The organism is Nocardia halotolerans (assembly GCF_042650145.1).
GTDB lineage: Bacteria > Actinomycetota > Actinomycetes > Mycobacteriales > Mycobacteriaceae > Nocardia > Nocardia halotolerans.
Window position 1 is genome coordinate 1 of the sequence record NZ_JBHSDL010000010.1, and the last position, 15503, is coordinate 15503.

The following is a 15503-nucleotide window of genomic DNA, read 5'->3' on the forward strand; positions in this document are numbered from 1 at the left end:
GGTGAGGTAGCCGCCGCTGGTGTGGAGGATGCCTTTGGGTTTTCCGGTGGTGCCGGAGGTGTAGAGGATGAACAGGGGGTGTTCGGCGGGGAAGGGTTGCGCTTGGTGCGAAGGCGAAGCGACAGCGACGGTTTCGTCCCACCACAGGTCACGCACCTCCGTCCACGGCACCTCGAGTCCGACCCGGCGCACCACCAGCACATGCTCGACCGTCGAGGGATCGTTGCCCAGTGCCTCGTCGACGGCGTACTTGAGCGGGGCGGGCTTGCCACGCCGCCACTGCCCGTCGGTGGTGATGATCAAGCGGGCTTCGGCGTCGTCGATCCGCTGACGCAGTGCCGCCGAGGAGAATCCGGCGAACACCACCGAGTGGGTGAGCCCGAGCCGTGCGCACGCCAGCATGGCGACGATGGCCTCGGGGACCATCGGCATGTAGATCGCCACCCGGTCACCGGCGACGAGCCCGAGTGCGGTGAAAGTGTTCGCCGCGCGGCACACTTCGTCGAGTAGTTCGCGGTAGGTGATGGCGCGTGCGTCGCCCGGTTCGCCTTCCCAGTGGATGGCTACCTGGTCGCCGTGGCCGTCGATGACGTGGCGGTCGACGCAGTTGTAGGCGACGTTGAGCTCGCCGTCGGCGAACCACCGTGCCACCGGGGCGTCGGACCAGTCGAGTACCTGGCTGAAGGGTTTGTGCCAGTGCAGCCGGTTGGCCTGTTCGGTCCAGAAACCGTCCGGGTCGGTCTCGGCCCGCGCGTAGAGCGCGGCATCGGCATTGGCCCGGGCGACGAACTCGGCCGCGGGCGGGTAGCTGTTCGCGTGGTCGGGCCGGGTGGGGTCGGTCACTGCGCCGGTCACAAAACTCTCCTCAGAAAAATTGGGGGTACAGCCCGTGCCGGTGGGGCGAACCACCGGCACGGGCGGGGATGCATCAGTGCGAGATCGCCTTCTCCGCACCGACGCCGGTCAGGGACCGCACTTCCATCTCCGCGGCCTTGCCCAGGTCGACCTGCTCGCCGCGGCCACCGAGGTAGGTGCCGAGCACGCCGAGCGCGAACGCCAGCGGAATCGACACGATGCCCGGGTTGGACAGCGGGAACCAGTGGAAGTCGACGCTGGTAATCATCGAGGTCTTGGTGCCCGACACCGCGGGCGAGAACACGATGAGCACGATGGTCGAGATCAGGCCGCCGTACATCGACCACAGCGCACCGGTGGTGTTGAAACGCTTCCAGAACAGCGAGTACAGGATCGTCGGCAGGTTCGCCGCCGCCGCCACCGCGAACGCCAGCGCCACCAGGAACGCGATGTTCTGGCCGTTGGCCAGGATGCCGAGCCCGATCGCGAGCACACCGATCACCACCGCGGTGATCCGCGAGACCCGCACCTGCTTGAGCTCGTCGACCTCGCCCTTCTTGATCACGCTGGCATAGATGTCGTGGGCGAACGACGCCGAGGCGGTGATGGTCAGACCCGCCACGACCGCCAGGATCGTCGCGAACGCGACCGCCGAGATCACCCCGAGCAGGATCACCCCGCCGAGCTCGAAGGCCAGCAGCGGCGCCGCGGAGTTCTGTCCGCCCGCCGCGGCCATGATCCGGTCCGGGCCCACGATGGCCGCCGCACCGTAACCGAGCACCAGGGTGAACAGGTAGAACCCGCCGATGAGGAAGATCGCCCACACCACCGAGCGCCGGGCCTCTTTCGCGGTGGGCACGGTGTAGAAGCGCATCAGCACGTGCGGCAGGCCCGCGGTGCCCAGCACCAGGGCCAGACCCAGGGACAGGAAGTTCAGCTTCGAGGTCTCGCTGCCACCGAACTGCGCGCCGGGCGCGAGCACGTCACGGGAGGCGACCGCCGCGTTGGCCGACTCGTTCACCGACTGCTGGGCCGCGCCCAGGATTTCGGAGAGGTTGAAGCCGAACTTGGCCAGCACCAGGAAAGTCATCAGCGCGGCGCCCGCGATCAGCAGCACCGCCTTGATGATCTGCACCCAGGTGGTGCCCTTCATGCCACCCACCAGCACGTACACGATCATCAGCACGCCGACGATCGCGATCACCACCGATTGCCCGGCGCGCGAGGAGACATCGAGCAGCAGCGCCACCAGCCCGCCGGCGCCCGCCATCTGCGCGAGCAGGTAGAACAGCGAGACGGTGAGGGTGGTCAGCGCGGCGGCGGTACGCACCGGGCCTTCCTTGAGCCGGAAGCTGAGCACGTCGGCCATGGTGAACTTGCCGGTGTTGCGCAGCATTTCGGCTACCAGCAGCAGCGCCACCAACCAGGCGACGAGGAAGCCGATCGAGTACAGGAACCCGTCGTAGCCGTACACCGCGATCGCGCCGGCGATACCGAGGAAGCTCGCCGCCGACAGGTAGTCACCGGCGATGGCGATCCCGTTCTGCGGACCGGAGAATCCGCGGCCGCCGGTGAAATAGTCGGCGGCGGTGGTGTTGTTGCGGCTGGCCCGGATCACCACGACCATGGTGACCGCGACGAACAGCGCGAAAATGGCGATGTTGGCGATGGGGTTACCCACCGCCGCGTCCGCGGCGAGGATGTTCATGCCCGTACCTCGAGTTCTTCGCGGATGGCCGCGGCGCGCGGGTCCAGCTCACGATTGGCGAACCGGACGTAGAGCCCGGTGATGAGGAAGGTGGAGACGAACTGCCCGAGGCCGAGCAGCAGGCCCACATTGATGTTGCCGAAGACTTCGGTCGCCATGAAGTCGTGCGCGTACGCGCCGAGCACCACATAACTCAGGTACCACAGCAGGAACAGGGCGGTCATCGGGAAGACGAAGCGGCGCAAACGGTCTCGCAGATCCTGGAACTGCGGGCTCGCCTGCACGGCGAGCCATTCGTCGCCACTGGGTGTGCGCCGGTCCGGCGCTTCTTCGGTGTCGGTGTCGGTCATGCCGGTGGTCCTAGCGTGAGGGGGGTCGTGCGTGAAACGACGGTAAGGGCGGCGCGGCGAGCCCGTATCGATGTGGTGTGGGTCACTCGGTGAAGGTGGCCGCTCGTGCGGTGAACGGTCGCTGCGGCGCGGTGAACGGTCAGCGGCGGGCGGGATGTTCGGGGTCGCGATCGGCGCTCATACCGAGTCGTTCCGGCGCGTGCATGCGCAGGAAGATTCCCGCCACGGTGCGCGAATCCTGGCCCCGGGTCACCAGACTCACCACGATCGTCACCACGAACGCCAGTGGCACGCTCACCGCGCCGGGATAGTCGACGATCGCCGCGGCCCAACCGTCGGCGAGCTCCGGTGACACCCCGCCGAGCACCGCGAGCACCGTCGCCCCGCCCGCGGTGACACCACCGACGAGCATGCCCGCGGTGGCCCCGGCGGCGGTGAGCCCACGCCACCAGATGCCCAGCACCAGCAGCGGGCACAGCGTCGAGGCGGCCACCGAGAACGCGAGCGCGACCGTGCGCGACAGGTCGAGCGAGGCGACCGTCAACGCCAGCGTCAGCGGCACGAGACCCGCGACGAGCGCGGCGGCCCGGAAATCGCGGATCCGCCCGCGCAGCACATCGGTGCTGAGGACCCCGGCCAGACTGACCAGCAGACCCGAGGAGGTCGACAGAAACGCCGCGATCGCCCCCGCCGCGGCCAGCGCGGCCAGCAGCTGCCCGCCGAGACCGCCGAGCACCGCACCGGGCAGCAGCACCACCGCGGCGTCGGAAGCGCCGGTGATCAGCAGTTGCGGCACGTACAGGCGGGCGAACACGCCGAGCAGGATCGGGAACAGATAGAACAGGCCGACGAGCCCGATCACCGCGAGCGCGGTCCGGCGCGCGGAGGCCCCGTCGCGGTTGGTGTAGAAGCGGACCAGCACGTGCGGCAACCCCATGGTGCCGAGGAATGTCGCCACCATCAGTGAGAACACCTGGTACTGCGGGTGATTCCCGCCGAATCCGCCACCCGGCTCGACCCAGCTCGCGCCGTCGGCCGGTGCGCCGGCGACCACCGGGACCGCCGAACCCGGCGCGAGAATCAGCACGGTCCCCGCGTCGAGGGTGTGCTCGCCGGGTCCCAGCACCACCTCGCCCGCCACGGGCCGCCCGTCCAGCGTTCCGTGGATCGTCGCCGGTTGCGAAACGTCCAGGTGCACCAGCACATCGGTGGAGATGTCGACGGTGGTGCGCTGATCCACCGTCGGCGGCGCCGGGGTACCGACCGGACGTTCGTCGGCCAGGAAGTGCAAGCCCAGCACCAACGCCGGGATCGCCACCGCGGTGAGTTTGAGCCAGTACTGGAAGGCCTGCACCAGCGTCACCGACCGCATCCCGCCGCCGACCACGTTCACCAACACGATCACCCCGACCGCCACCGCACCCACCCAGGAGGGCACGCCGAGCAGGATGCGCAGGGTGAGCCCGGCGCCCTGGAACTGCGGGATGAGATAGACCGCGCACACCAGCACCACCAGCGCGGCGGCCATGCGCCGCAACCGGAGCGAGCCGAGCCGGAACTCGGCGAAATCGGGCACGGTGTAGGCGCCCGAGCGGCGCAACGGCGCGGCCACGAACATCAGCAGGCCCAGATAGCCCGCGGTGAAGCCGACCGGGTACCAGAGTGCGTCCGCGCCGAACTTGGCGATCAGCCCGGCGACACCGAGGAACGAGGCAGCCGAAAGGTACTCACCGGAGATGGCGGCCGCGTTCCAGCGGGAACCGACGCTGCGTGAGGCCACCAGGAAGTCCGAAGTCGTGCGCGAGAGCCGAACTCCGTAGAACCCGATCCCGATGGTGGCCACCGCGGCCAGCAGCAGGGCGGCCACGGTGAGCGTCGGGTTGTCGGGGGTCACCGGTCCGCCCTCGGTGCGGGCCGCCACCTCGCTGTGGCCGCTACGGCGCCCACCTTCGCGTCGCGGCGCGGGAAGCGACCACGGGCGTCGGCCTCGCGCCGTGGTGCGCCCGCCATCGGCCACGCGTCAGCACGCACGCCCATCGGCTCAGTCCCCGGCCAGTTCGAGGAAGTCGTCCTCATTGCGTTGCGCCAGGCGGACGTATGTCGCGCCGACCGCGTACAGCACAGGGAAGGCGAGCAGGCCGAGGATCAACCACGGCAGGCGGATGCCCAGGATCGTCGTCGCGGCGATCGCGTCGGTGCCGAACAGCACCGGCAGCGCACCGAAGCCGACCACCACCACCAGACTCAGCCGCAAGGCGAGACCGAGCTGCGCCCGGATCAACCCACCGATCAACGCCGCCCCGAGGTCGGTCTGCTCGACCACTTCGGTGCGGGTGCGCACCTGCCGCGCCCCGCGCCGCTGCGCCAGCACCACCCGTTCCCGTTGTGGCCGTTGCGGGCCGGTCATCGCTGCGACCAGTTCTGTCGTGGCCCGTGCACCAGTCGTTGCTTGAGTTCGCGAACCTGCCGCCTGCTCACCGGCAATTCCACCGCCCCGCCCGCGCTCTCGGCACGCAGGCACACCACCGTCCCGCCCCCGGTGGTGCGTAACCCGGTGACCAGCCGCAACGCCACCAGATAGGAGCGGTGTACGCGCAGGAAACCGGCGCCCTCCCACCGTGATTCGAGCGCCGACAACGGAATCCGCACCAGATGCGAGCCGGACCGGGTGTGCAGGCGCGCGTAGTCACCGTCGGCCTCGACCCAGGCGACATCGGCCCGATGCACCAGCGTGGTCACCCCGCCCAGCTCCACCGGAATCACCTCGCTGGGATGCGCGGGCTCCGGCGGCGCCACCGCGGGCACCGGTGCCCGCGCGGTGACGATCCGGCGCACCGCCTCGGCCAGCCGGGCCGCGCGCAACGGCTTCAGCAGATAATCCACCGCTCCCAGATCGAACGCCGCCACCGCGTGATCGTCGTGCGCGGTCACGAACACCACCGCCGGCGGTTCGGCGAACTCCGACAGGATCCCCGCCAGCTCCATCCCGGTGAGCCCCGGCATGTCGATATCGAGGAACACCGCGTCGATCGGATGCGCGCGCAACATCCGTAAGGCCGCCGTGGCCTCACCCGCGCCGTACACATCCCCGACTCCGGCCTGCTCGTTCAGCAGATACACCAGCTCATCGAGCGCGGGCTTCTCGTCGTCGACGGCGAGCACCCGTAGCTCGGCCGGTGTGTCATCAGTGTTCCAGGTCACAGCCTGCTCATCGTAACCGGCTCCCCGGACGACGTCATGACCACGTACCGCCGCGCTGCCCCGACTCGGGCTGTTCGTACCGTCGAGACATCAGGCGCGGATGCCGGGCCGGAACTTGGGGACGCGCATGCTCACCTTGGTGCCCGCTCCGGGGGCGGTTTCCACGACCAGCCCGTAGTCGTCGCCGAAGGCGGCGCGCAGGCGGTCGTCGACGTTGGCCAGACCCACGTGGGCGGCTTCGCCGGTGCGGGTGGGGCCGGAGGTGTCGATGGCGTCGAGGGCACCGGAGCGCAGCAGATCCGGGTCCATGCCGACACCGTCGTCTTCGACACTGATCAGGCAGTCGGTGCCCGCGTCGGTGGCGACGATGCTCAGCTGGCCACCGCGTCCCCCGCCCGCCAGGCCGTGCCGCACCGCGTTCTCGACCAGCGGTTGCAGCGCGAGAAACGGCAGGACCACGCCGAGCACTTCCGGGGCGATCTGCAACCGCACGTCGAGGGCATCGCCGAAGCGGGCCTGTTCCAGCGCCAGGTACCGCTCGATATTGCGCAACTCGTCGGCGAGCACGGTGAACTCGCCCGCGGCGCGGAAGGAGTAGCGGGTGAAGTCGGCGAATTCGAGGATCAGTTCGCGGGCCCGGTCCGGGTCGGTGCGCACGAACGAGGCGATCGTATTGAGCGCGTTGTAGATGAAATGCGGGCTGATCTGGGCTCGCAGCGCCCGCAACTCGGCGCGGTCCACCCGCGCGCGCGAAGCGTCCAGCTCGGCCAGTTCCAGCTGCCCGCACGCGTAGCGCGCCACCTCCGCGGCCGCTCCGAGCATGCCCGGACCCGGTTTCCCGGTGGTCACCATGCCGAGTGCCCCGACCGCCGCCCCCACATCGATGAGCAGCGGTTGCGCGATCAACGTGTGTTCGTCGCCGGTCACCAGCACCGCTCGTTCGTCGGCGATCGCGCGCCGCGCCGCCGCGCCGAACGACTCGAGCATCCCGGCATGCGGCCCGTCCCAGGCCAGCAGCGTCGCCTCGGCGTCGGTCACCCCCAGCGCCTCGGCGGCGGCCAGGGTGCGCAGATGCGGAGCCGCCTCCCGCGCCGATTCCCCGGTGAGCCCCCGCCGCAACGGCACCGCCGCCAGCGCGGCCGTGTGCAACGCCTGATGCACCGCACGCTGGGCGGGCGTGGTGACCACCCGCTGGGTCCGCCGCCAGATCAGCAGACCGACGACCGCCGCCACGACGACCGCGACGACGGCCACCACGAACGTGGTCATGACGCGAGCCGAACGGAGTGCACGCCACGATTATGACCGCCCGCACCGGTGGCCGGAGCCGCACTCGTCGCGCGGCGAGCCCCGCGATGCGGGCTCGGCGGGGACTCGCCGGTGACCTTCACCACGACACGCCGACCCCCGTCGAGGCGGGGCGGGGGCGCCGTGTTGCGCGGGAAAACTTGTCGTACCGGCATGCCTAGAATGCCTAGGCCAACCCCCGCCGACACATTGGGAGGAAGGACCGTCTTGGCTCCGTCCGGATCGTTCGTTCACCTGCACAACCACACCGAGTACTCCATGCTCGACGGTGCGGCGAAGATTTCGCCGCTGTTCACGGAGGCGGAGCGGTTGGGCATGACCGCGGTCGGCATGACCGACCACGGCAACATGTACGGCGCCTCGGAGTTCTACAACAGTGCCAAGAACGCGGGCATCAAGCCGATCATCGGCATCGAGGCCTATATCGCACCGGGCTCGCGCTTCGACACCAAGCGGATCAAGTGGGGCGACCCGGGGCAGAAGGGCGACGACGTCTCCGGTTCGGGCGCCTACACCCACATGACGATGGTGGCCGAGAACGCCACCGGCCTGCGCAACCTGTTCAAGCTGTCGAGCCTGGCCTCGATCGAAGGTCAGCTGGGCAAGTGGGCGCGTATGGACGAGGAGATCATCGCCCAGCACGCCGAGGGCATCATCGCCACCACGGGCTGCCCGTCGGGCGAGGTGCAGACTCGTCTGCGCCTGGGCCACGAGCGCGAAGCGCTCGAAGCGGCCGCGAAGTGGCAGGAGATCTTCGGCAAGGACAACTTCTTCCTCGAGGTCATGGACCACGGCCTGTCCATCGAGCGCCGGGTCCGCGAGGGCCTGCTCATGATCAGCAAGCAGCTCGACATCCCGCCGCTGGCCACCAACGACTGCCACTACGTCACCAAGGACCAATCGGTCAATCACGAAGCGCTGCTGTGTATTCAGACCGGCAAGACGCTCTCGGATCCCACCCGCTTCAAGTTCGACGGTGACGGCTACTACCTCAAGTCCGCAGCGGAGATGCGCGCCATCTGGGACGCGGAGGTCCCCGGTGCCTGCGACAACACCGAGCTCATCGGCGAGCGCGTGCAGTCCTACGACGAGGTGTGGGAACACCGCGACCGGATGCCGATCTTCCCGGTGCCCGAGAGCCACACCCAGGCCAGCTGGCTGCGCAAAGAGGTACTCGACGGCCTGGACCGCCGCTTCCCCGACGGCCCGTCACGCGAATACCTCGATCGCGCCGACTTCGAGCTCAAAGTCATCTGCGACATGGGCTTCCCGGCCTACTTCCTCGTCGTCGGTGACCTGATCAAGCACGCGCTCGAGGTCGGTATCCGCGTCGGTCCCGGCCGTGGTTCGGCCGCGGGTTCGCTCGTGGCCTACGCGATGGGCATCACCAATATCGACCCCATACCGCACGGTCTGCTCTTCGAGCGGTTCCTCAACCCCGAACGCGTGTCGATGCCCGATATCGATATCGACTTCGATGATCGCCGCCGCGGTGAGATGGTCCGCTACGCCACCGAGAAGTGGGGCAGCGACCGTGTCGCCCAGGTGATCACCTTCGGCACCATCAAGACCAAGGCCGCGATCAAGGACTCCGCGCGAGTGCTGTTCGGCCAGCCCGGCTTCGCCATCGCCGACCAGATCACCAAGGCGCTGCCGCCGCCGATCATGGCCAAGGACATCTCGGTCTCGGGCATCACCGATCCCGAGCACGAGCGGTACAAGGAAGCCACCGAAGTCCGCGAGCTCATCAGCACCAACCCCGATGTCGCCAAGATCTATGAGACCGCGAAGGGCTTGGAAGGTCTGATCCGCAACGCCGGTGTGCACGCCTGCGCGGTCATCATGTCCTCGGAACCGCTCACCGACGCCATCCCGGTGTGGAAGCGAGCCCAGGACGGCGCGATCATCACCGGCTGGGACTATCCGTCGTGTGAGGCCATCGGCCTGCTGAAGATGGACTTCCTGGGGCTGCGCAACCTCACCGTCATCGGCGACGCGCTCGAGAACATCAAGGCCAACCGCGGCATCGATCTCGACATGGACAACCTGCCGCTCGACGATCCGGCCACCTACGAACTGCTCGCCCGCGGCGACACCCTGGGTGTGTTCCAGCTCGACGGCGGCGCCATGCGCGACCTGCTGCGCCGCATGCAGCCCACCGGTTTCGGCGACATCGTCGCGGTGCTCGCGCTCTACCGCCCCGGCCCGATGGGCATGAACGCCCACAACGACTACGCCGACCGCAAGAACGGGCGCCAGGAAGTCAAACCGATCCACCCGGAGCTCGAAGAGCCCCTGAAGGAGATCCTGGCCGACACCTTCGGCCTGATCGTCTATCAGGAGCAGATCATGCAGATCGCGCAGAAGGTGGCCGGGTACTCGCTGGGCCAAGCCGACATCCTGCGCCGCGCCATGGGTAAGAAGAAGCTGTCGGTCCTGGAAGAGGCCTACGCCGGCTTCCGCGACGGCATGCTCGCCAACAACTTCTCCGAACCCGCCATCAAAGCACTGTGGGACACGATCCTCCCGTTCGCCGGGTACGCGTTCAACAAGTCGCACGCCGCGGGCTACGGCCTGGTCTCGTTCTGGACCGCCTACCTCAAGGCCAACTATCCCGCCGAGTACATGGCCGGTCTGCTCACCTCCGTCGGTGACGACAAGGACAAGGCCGCGATCTACCTGTCGGACTGCCGCAAGATGGGCATCACGGTGCTGCCGCCCGATGTCAACGAATCGGAACTGAACTTCGCGTCGGTGGGCACCGACATCCGTTTCGGGCTCGGCGCGGTGCGCAACGTCGGCACCAATGTGGTGTCCTCGATCATCGCCGCCCGCCGGGAGAAGTCGAAGTTCACCGATTTCTCCGACTACCTGAACAAGATCGACGCGGTGGCCTGCACCAAGAAGGTCACCGAATCGCTCATCAAGGCAGGCGGTTTCGACTCCCTCGGCCACCCGCGCAAGGGTTTGCTGCTGATCCATTCCGATGCGATCGACGCGGTGATGTCGACCAAGAAGGCCGAGGCGATCGGCCAGTTCGACCTGTTCGGCGGGATGGACGACGGCGACGACTCGATCGCGTCGGTGTTCAACGTGCGGGTGCCCGAGGAGGAATGGGAGACCAAGCACAAGCTCGCCCTCGAGCGAGAGATGCTGGGGCTCTACGTGTCCGGGCATCCGCTCAACGGTGTCGAGCACGTACTGGCCGCGCAGGTGGACACGCCGATCCCGGCGATCTTGGAAGGTGACGTCAAGGACGGCGCGCAGGTGACCATCGGCGGGATCCTGGCCTCGGTGAACCGGCGGGTGAACAAGAACGGCCTGCCCTGGGCATCGGCGCAGCTCGAGGACCTCACCGGTGGCGTGGAAGTGCTGTTCTTCCCGCAGTCGTACTCGGTGTACGGCATGGATGTGGTCGAAGATGCCGTGGTGCTGGTGAAAGCCCGGGTCTCGGTGCGTGACGACCGCATCTCCCTGATTGCCAACGACCTCGTCGTGCCGGACCTTTCGGCGATCGGAGTGGCCAAGCCGGTAGCGGTCGTGATGACCACCCGGATGTGCACGCCGGACAAGATCGGTGAACTCAAGAAGGTGCTCTCGCGCCACCCCGGCACCTCCGATGTGCACGTCCGCCACGTCGGCGCCCGCGAGAAGAACACTTTGCTCAAGCTCGACGACAGCTGGCGGGTCACCCCGTCCTCGGCCCTGATGGGCGACCTGAAGGCTTTACTGGGCCCCGGCTGCCTGGGGTGATGGCGGCGTAACTGTGGGCCCCGGTGGTCCGGGTTGATGGCGGGCGTAACCGTGGGCCCGGTGGTCCGGGTTGATGGCGGCGCTGTCGGCCCCGGCTGCTCGGAGGTGATGGCTGCTCATCCAGACCCGGCAGTCAGGGGACGCTGAAGGTGCTGTCATGCCCGGCCGCGGGATGCTGGCGGGTGTTCTGAGCCCGGCTGATGGCAGCCGCTGTCTGGCCCGGTCTGCTCGGTCTGACGACAGCGCTACTGTGATCCGCCGCTACCGGCGGCTGATGACAGCGCACCGGCGGCGGACAGCAGTCTGCGGGCGGGTCCAGATGGCTGCTTCGTCGACAACGGGCTAGCGTCGAGAGGCGTGACATCCGCGCCGCTGCTCGAATCGCCACCGCACGCCGAGATGTCGCCTCGGTCCAACCGATGGCCGCCGACCGGGTGGGCGGTGCTGCTGGTCGCCGCCGCCCTGATCGTGGCGCAGTTGGTGCTGCGCGGGTGGGTCGCCGCCTCCGGGTTCTTCTACTGGGACGATTTCATCCTGATCGGGCAGGCGGGCAACCACCCACTGTGGTCGGCGGAGCTGCTGTTCACCAGCCACGACGGACATGTGATGCCGTTGGCGATCGCGGTGACCTGGGTGATCACCGCGGTGGCGCCGCTGAACTGGACGGCCGCGGTGGTGGTGCTGCTGGGCCTGCAACTACTCGCGTCACTTGCGATGCTGCGGTTGCTCATCGTGCTGTTCGGCATCCGTTCGCGCCTGCTGTTCCCGCTGTTGTTCTTCCTGTTCGTGCCGTTGACGGTGCCCGCGTTCGCCTGGTGGGCGGCCGCGGTGAACGCGCTGCCGTTGCAGATCGCGCTCGCCTGGGTGAGCGCCGACGCGTTGCTCCTGGTGCGTACCGGCCGCCGCCGGTACGCGGTCTCGGGTGCGATCGTGTTCGCCCTGGCACTGCTGTCGTTCGAGAAGGCGGTCGTCGTGCTGCCGGTGGCGTTCGCGGTGGTGGTGCTCTCGGCCCATGTTTCGGGGCGGTCGGTGCGCGAGGCCGCGGCGCGCGGGGCCGCGCTGTGGACGGCGACCGGTGCGGTCCTGCTGGCCTGGGCCGCGTGCTTCCTGTTCGTCATCGAACGTCCGCGGGGGCTGTCGGGTCCTGAAGACCCCGGCGCCCTGCTCCGCCGAGCCCTCTCCGACGGCCTGGTCCCCGCACTGTTCGGCGGCCCGTGGCGCTGGGAACGCTGGCAGCCCGCCACACCGTGGGCGGACCCACCAGCGCCCGCCGTGGTGCTGTGCTGGGTGGTGCTGATCCTGGTGGCGGCCTGGACGATTCGAACCCGTCGCCGGGTGGTGCCAGTGTGGGCGAGCCTCGCGGGATACGCCGTTCTCACCATCGCTCCGGTCGTTGTCCTGCGCGACGGCCCCGGCACCGCGGCCCTGCTCCTGCAGTCCATGCGCTACTTCGCCGACTTCGCGGTCGTCGCGACCCTGGCCTTCGCGCTGATCCTGCGGGCACCGCTTCGCCGCGAGCCCTCAGCCGCGCAAACCGCTCGCACCGGAGAAGTCACGCAAGCCGGTGGAGCTGAAGGAGGTGCGCGCGCTGGAACTCCCGCAGGTTCCCGTGTGGGTGGTGGTCGGCAAGCTGGTGGAGCCTGGGGTGTCGCACGCGTCGCCACCGCGGTGTTGTTCCTGATGAGCAGCGTGTTCTCGACCATCACCTTCACCCGCTCCTGGGAACCGAGCCCGGCCCGCACCTACATCACAGGCGTCCAGGCGGCTCTGCCCGGCGTGGCCGACGCCCCCCTCCTCCCGCAGGAAGTTCCGTGGAATGTGCTGAACCCCTTGGCTTTCCCACAGAACATGACCGACCACGTGCTCGCCCCGATCGCGACACCCACCACCTTCGGCCCGGCTACCCCCCGGCTGCGAATGATCACCGACACCGGCGCGATCGTCGACGCACAGGTCTGGTGGAACCGCGCCATCGTGCCCGGTCCCGAACCGGATTGCGGCCACCGGTTACGCGGCGCCACCGCCACCACCGTGCCCCTGGACGGCCCCATGCAGATCCGGGACTGGACCGCCCAGTTGAACTACTACGCCGAACGCGACGGCCGGATCGCGGTGTCGTTCGCGGGCGACACCGAGACGATCGCCGAGGTGCGGGCGGGCCTGAACACGGTGTTCGTCCGCCTGCTCGGCGGCGGCACCGAGTTGCGGATCAGGTCGCTCGACGAGCAGCAATCGCTCTGTATCGGGGTCGGCCCGGTCGGGGTGGTCGGGCACACGCGGTGACCAGCCGGTGGGCGTTGGTGGGCGTGCTTGGAGGCCCAGCCGGCGGGCGTTGGTGCGCATACTTGGTGGCCTAGTCGGTGAGCGTTGGTGCGCGTGTTTGGTGGCCCGGTCGGTGGGCGTTGGTGCGCATACATGGTGATCAGTCGGCGGTGATGGGTGCGCTCACCGGTGGTCGGAGTATGGCGGTGATGCGTGCGCTCACGGGTGACCAGAGTTGGCCGGGAGTGGCACGCGCACACAGGTGCCCGAAGTCGGCCGGGCGTGCCGCGCGTGGGCATGCGATGCTGGGCCGATGAGGCAGTTTCGGGTGTGGGCGCCGGAGGCGAGCGCGATGCGACTGCAACTGGACGGGGAGCCGCACCCGATGCGGCGCAATGGTGGCGGCTGGTGGTCGGTGTGGGTCGCCGCAGGTCAAGGTGCTGAATACGGATTTCTGATCGATGACGACTCGACCGTGCTCCCCGATCCGCGTTCACCGCGGCAACCGCACGGCGTGCACGGGTTGTCCGCGGTCCACGACCTCGACCCCGCGCGCTGGACCGACCGGTCCTGGACCGGCAGGCCATTGGCCGGCTCGGTGTTCTACGAACTGCACATCGGCACTTTCACCCCCGAGGGCACCTTCGACGCGGCCGTCGATCGACTCGACTATCTGGTCGACCTCGGCGTCACCACGGTCGAACTGATGCCGGTGAACGCCTTCGACGGCACCCGGAACTGGGGTTACGACGGTGTGCTCTGGTACGCGGTGCAGGAGAGCTACGGCGGCCCCGACGGGCTGCAACGCTTCGTCGATGCCTGTCATGCCCGTGGTCTCGCAGTCTGCCTGGACGTGGTCTACAACCATCTGGGCCCCTGCGGCAATTATCTGCCGCGCTTCGGCCCGTACCTCGCGTCCGACCACAACACCTGGGGACAGGGTCTGAACCTCGACGGTCCCGGCTCGGACGCGGTGCGCCGCCACATCATCGACAACGCGCTGCGCTGGCTGCGCGAGTTCCACCTCGACGCCCTGCGCATCGACGCGGTGCACGCCCTGCTCGACCGCACCGCCACCCACCTGCTCGAAGAGCTCAGCGCCGAAACCACCGCGCTGGCCGCGCATCTGGGTCGCCCGCTCACCCTCATCGCTGAAAGCGACCTCAACGATGCCCGACTGATCACCCCGCGCGCCGCGGGCGGTTACGGCCTGACCGGGCAGTGGAACGACGACCTGCACCACGCCGTCCATACCGCGGTTTCCGGCGAAAGGCAGGGATACTACGCCGATTTCGGCTCCCTGGCCTGCCTGGCGCACACCCTCACGCACGGGTTCTTCCACGCCGGGACCTATTCCAGTTTCCGCGGCCGCACCCACGGCACCCCGATCCGGCGTGACCTGATTCCCGGCAGCGCGTTGCTCGGTTACACCTGCAATCACGACCAGGTCGGCAACCGCGCCGCGGGCGATCGCCCGAGCGCCTACCTCACCCCCGGTCAGCTGGCGGTGAAGGCGGCCCTGGTGCTGCTTTCGGCGAGTACCCCGCTGCTTTTCATGGGCGAGGAGTGGGGCGCGCGCACCCCGTTCCAGTTCTTCACCTCCCACACCGACCCGGTCGTCGCGGCCGCCACCGCCGCGGGCAGGCGTGCCGAGTTCGCCGAACACGGTTGGGACACCCAGGAGGTACCCGACCCGCAGGACCTCGCCACCTTCACCCGCTCCCAGCTGGACTGGTCCGAACCGGGCCGCGAACCGCACGCGCGTCTGCTGGCCTGCTACCGCGCGCTGCTGGCCCTGCGGAAATCCCGGCCGGAGTTCACCGACCCCTGGCTGGAACGGGTCTGGGCCGACTACGACGAAGCCGAGCGCTGGTTCGTGCTGCGCCGCGACCGGATCTCGGTGGTGTGCAACCTGTCCGAGGACGAGGCGGTGATCCCGGTACACGGCCGGGTGCTGCTGGCCTGGGCGCCGGCCACCGAAAGCGGCGCCGGCACCCTGGTTTCGGGACACAGCTTCGCCGTTCTGGAGGAAGGCGACGGGGCGGGCACAGTGGTCACCGAGTGAT

At 68.7% G+C, this 15503-nt stretch carries 10 protein-coding genes; 3 read left to right on the forward strand and 7 right to left on the reverse strand.

Annotated elements, in window-relative coordinates:
• The 7 genes from ACFO5K_RS09835 to ACFO5K_RS09865 form a co-directional block, all read right to left on the reverse strand.
• Positions 1–855 (reverse strand): AMP-binding protein (locus ACFO5K_RS09835; RefSeq protein WP_378559370.1); only part of this gene is annotated, 855 nt, incomplete at its 3' end.
• A 73-nt stretch (positions 856–928) separates the two neighbouring features.
• Positions 929–2563 (reverse strand): solute symporter family protein, encoded by a 1635-nt coding sequence (locus ACFO5K_RS09840; RefSeq protein WP_378559372.1) that lies wholly within the window; start codon positions 2561–2563, stop codon positions 929–931.
• A complete protein-coding gene (locus ACFO5K_RS09845; protein WP_378559375.1) occupies positions 2560–2913 on the reverse strand; it encodes a DUF485 domain-containing protein in 354 nt (117 codons plus the stop codon). Before ACFO5K_RS09845 ends, ACFO5K_RS09840 begins: the two co-directional genes overlap by 4 nt.
• Positions 2914–3052: 139 nt before the next feature.
• The gene (locus tag ACFO5K_RS09850; RefSeq protein WP_378559378.1) at positions 3053–4807 is read right to left on the reverse strand and encodes a sodium/solute symporter; all 1755 of its coding nucleotides are present in this window, start codon (positions 4805–4807) and stop codon (positions 3053–3055) included.
• A 147-nt stretch (positions 4808–4954) separates the two neighbouring features.
• Positions 4955–5320: a hypothetical protein gene (locus tag ACFO5K_RS09855; protein ID WP_378559381.1), complete on the reverse strand. Its 366-nt coding sequence runs from the start codon at positions 5318–5320 to the stop codon at positions 4955–4957.
• The gene (locus ACFO5K_RS09860) at positions 5317–6114 is read right to left on the reverse strand and encodes a LytR/AlgR family response regulator transcription factor (protein ID WP_378559384.1); all 798 of its coding nucleotides are present in this window, start codon (positions 6112–6114) and stop codon (positions 5317–5319) included. The genes ACFO5K_RS09855 and ACFO5K_RS09860 overlap by 4 nt, the downstream gene beginning before the upstream one ends.
• 90 nt (positions 6115–6204) lie before the next feature.
• Positions 6205–7383, reverse strand: a complete 1179-nt coding sequence (locus ACFO5K_RS09865; protein ID WP_378559387.1) for a sensor histidine kinase — start codon at positions 7381–7383, stop codon at positions 6205–6207.
• 201 nt (positions 7384–7584) lie between these two features.
• Between ACFO5K_RS09865 and dnaE the strand changes: the two genes are divergently transcribed.
• The 3 genes from dnaE to treZ all read left to right on the forward strand — a co-directional run bounded on the left by dnaE (position 7585) and on the right by treZ (position 15502).
• Complete coding sequence (dnaE, locus tag ACFO5K_RS09870) at positions 7585–11175, forward strand: DNA polymerase III subunit alpha (RefSeq protein ID WP_378559390.1); 3591 nt, start codon at positions 7585–7587, stop codon at positions 11173–11175.
• Between the two features lie 357 nt (positions 11176–11532).
• Entirely contained in the window at positions 11533–13458 is a 1926-nt protein-coding gene (locus tag ACFO5K_RS09875; protein WP_378559393.1) for a hypothetical protein, read from the forward strand.
• A 292-nt stretch (positions 13459–13750) separates the two neighbouring features.
• Positions 13751–15502 (forward strand): malto-oligosyltrehalose trehalohydrolase, encoded by a 1752-nt coding sequence (gene treZ / locus ACFO5K_RS09880; protein ID WP_378559396.1) that lies wholly within the window; start codon positions 13751–13753, stop codon positions 15500–15502.
• The last annotated feature ends 1 nt before the right edge of the window (position 15503 follow it).

Coding starts and splice junctions, on each gene's coding strand:
- ACFO5K_RS09840 (WP_378559372.1), bottom strand. CDS start 2,563: ATGAACATCCTCGCCGCGGACGCGGCGGTGGGTAACCCCATCGCCAAC.
- ACFO5K_RS09845 (WP_378559375.1), bottom strand. CDS start 2,913: ATGACCGACACCGACACCGAAGAAGCGCCGGACCGGCGCACACCCAGT.
- ACFO5K_RS09855 (WP_378559381.1), bottom strand. CDS start 5,320: ATGACCGGCCCGCAACGGCCACAACGGGAACGGGTGGTGCTGGCGCAG.
- ACFO5K_RS09865 (WP_378559387.1), bottom strand. CDS start 7,383: ATGACCACGTTCGTGGTGGCCGTCGTCGCGGTCGTCGTGGCGGCGGTC.
- dnaE (WP_378559390.1), top strand. CDS start 7,585: ATGCCTAGGCCAACCCCCGCCGACACATTGGGAGGAAGGACCGTCTTG.
- treZ (WP_378559396.1), top strand. CDS start 13,751: ATGAGGCAGTTTCGGGTGTGGGCGCCGGAGGCGAGCGCGATGCGACTG.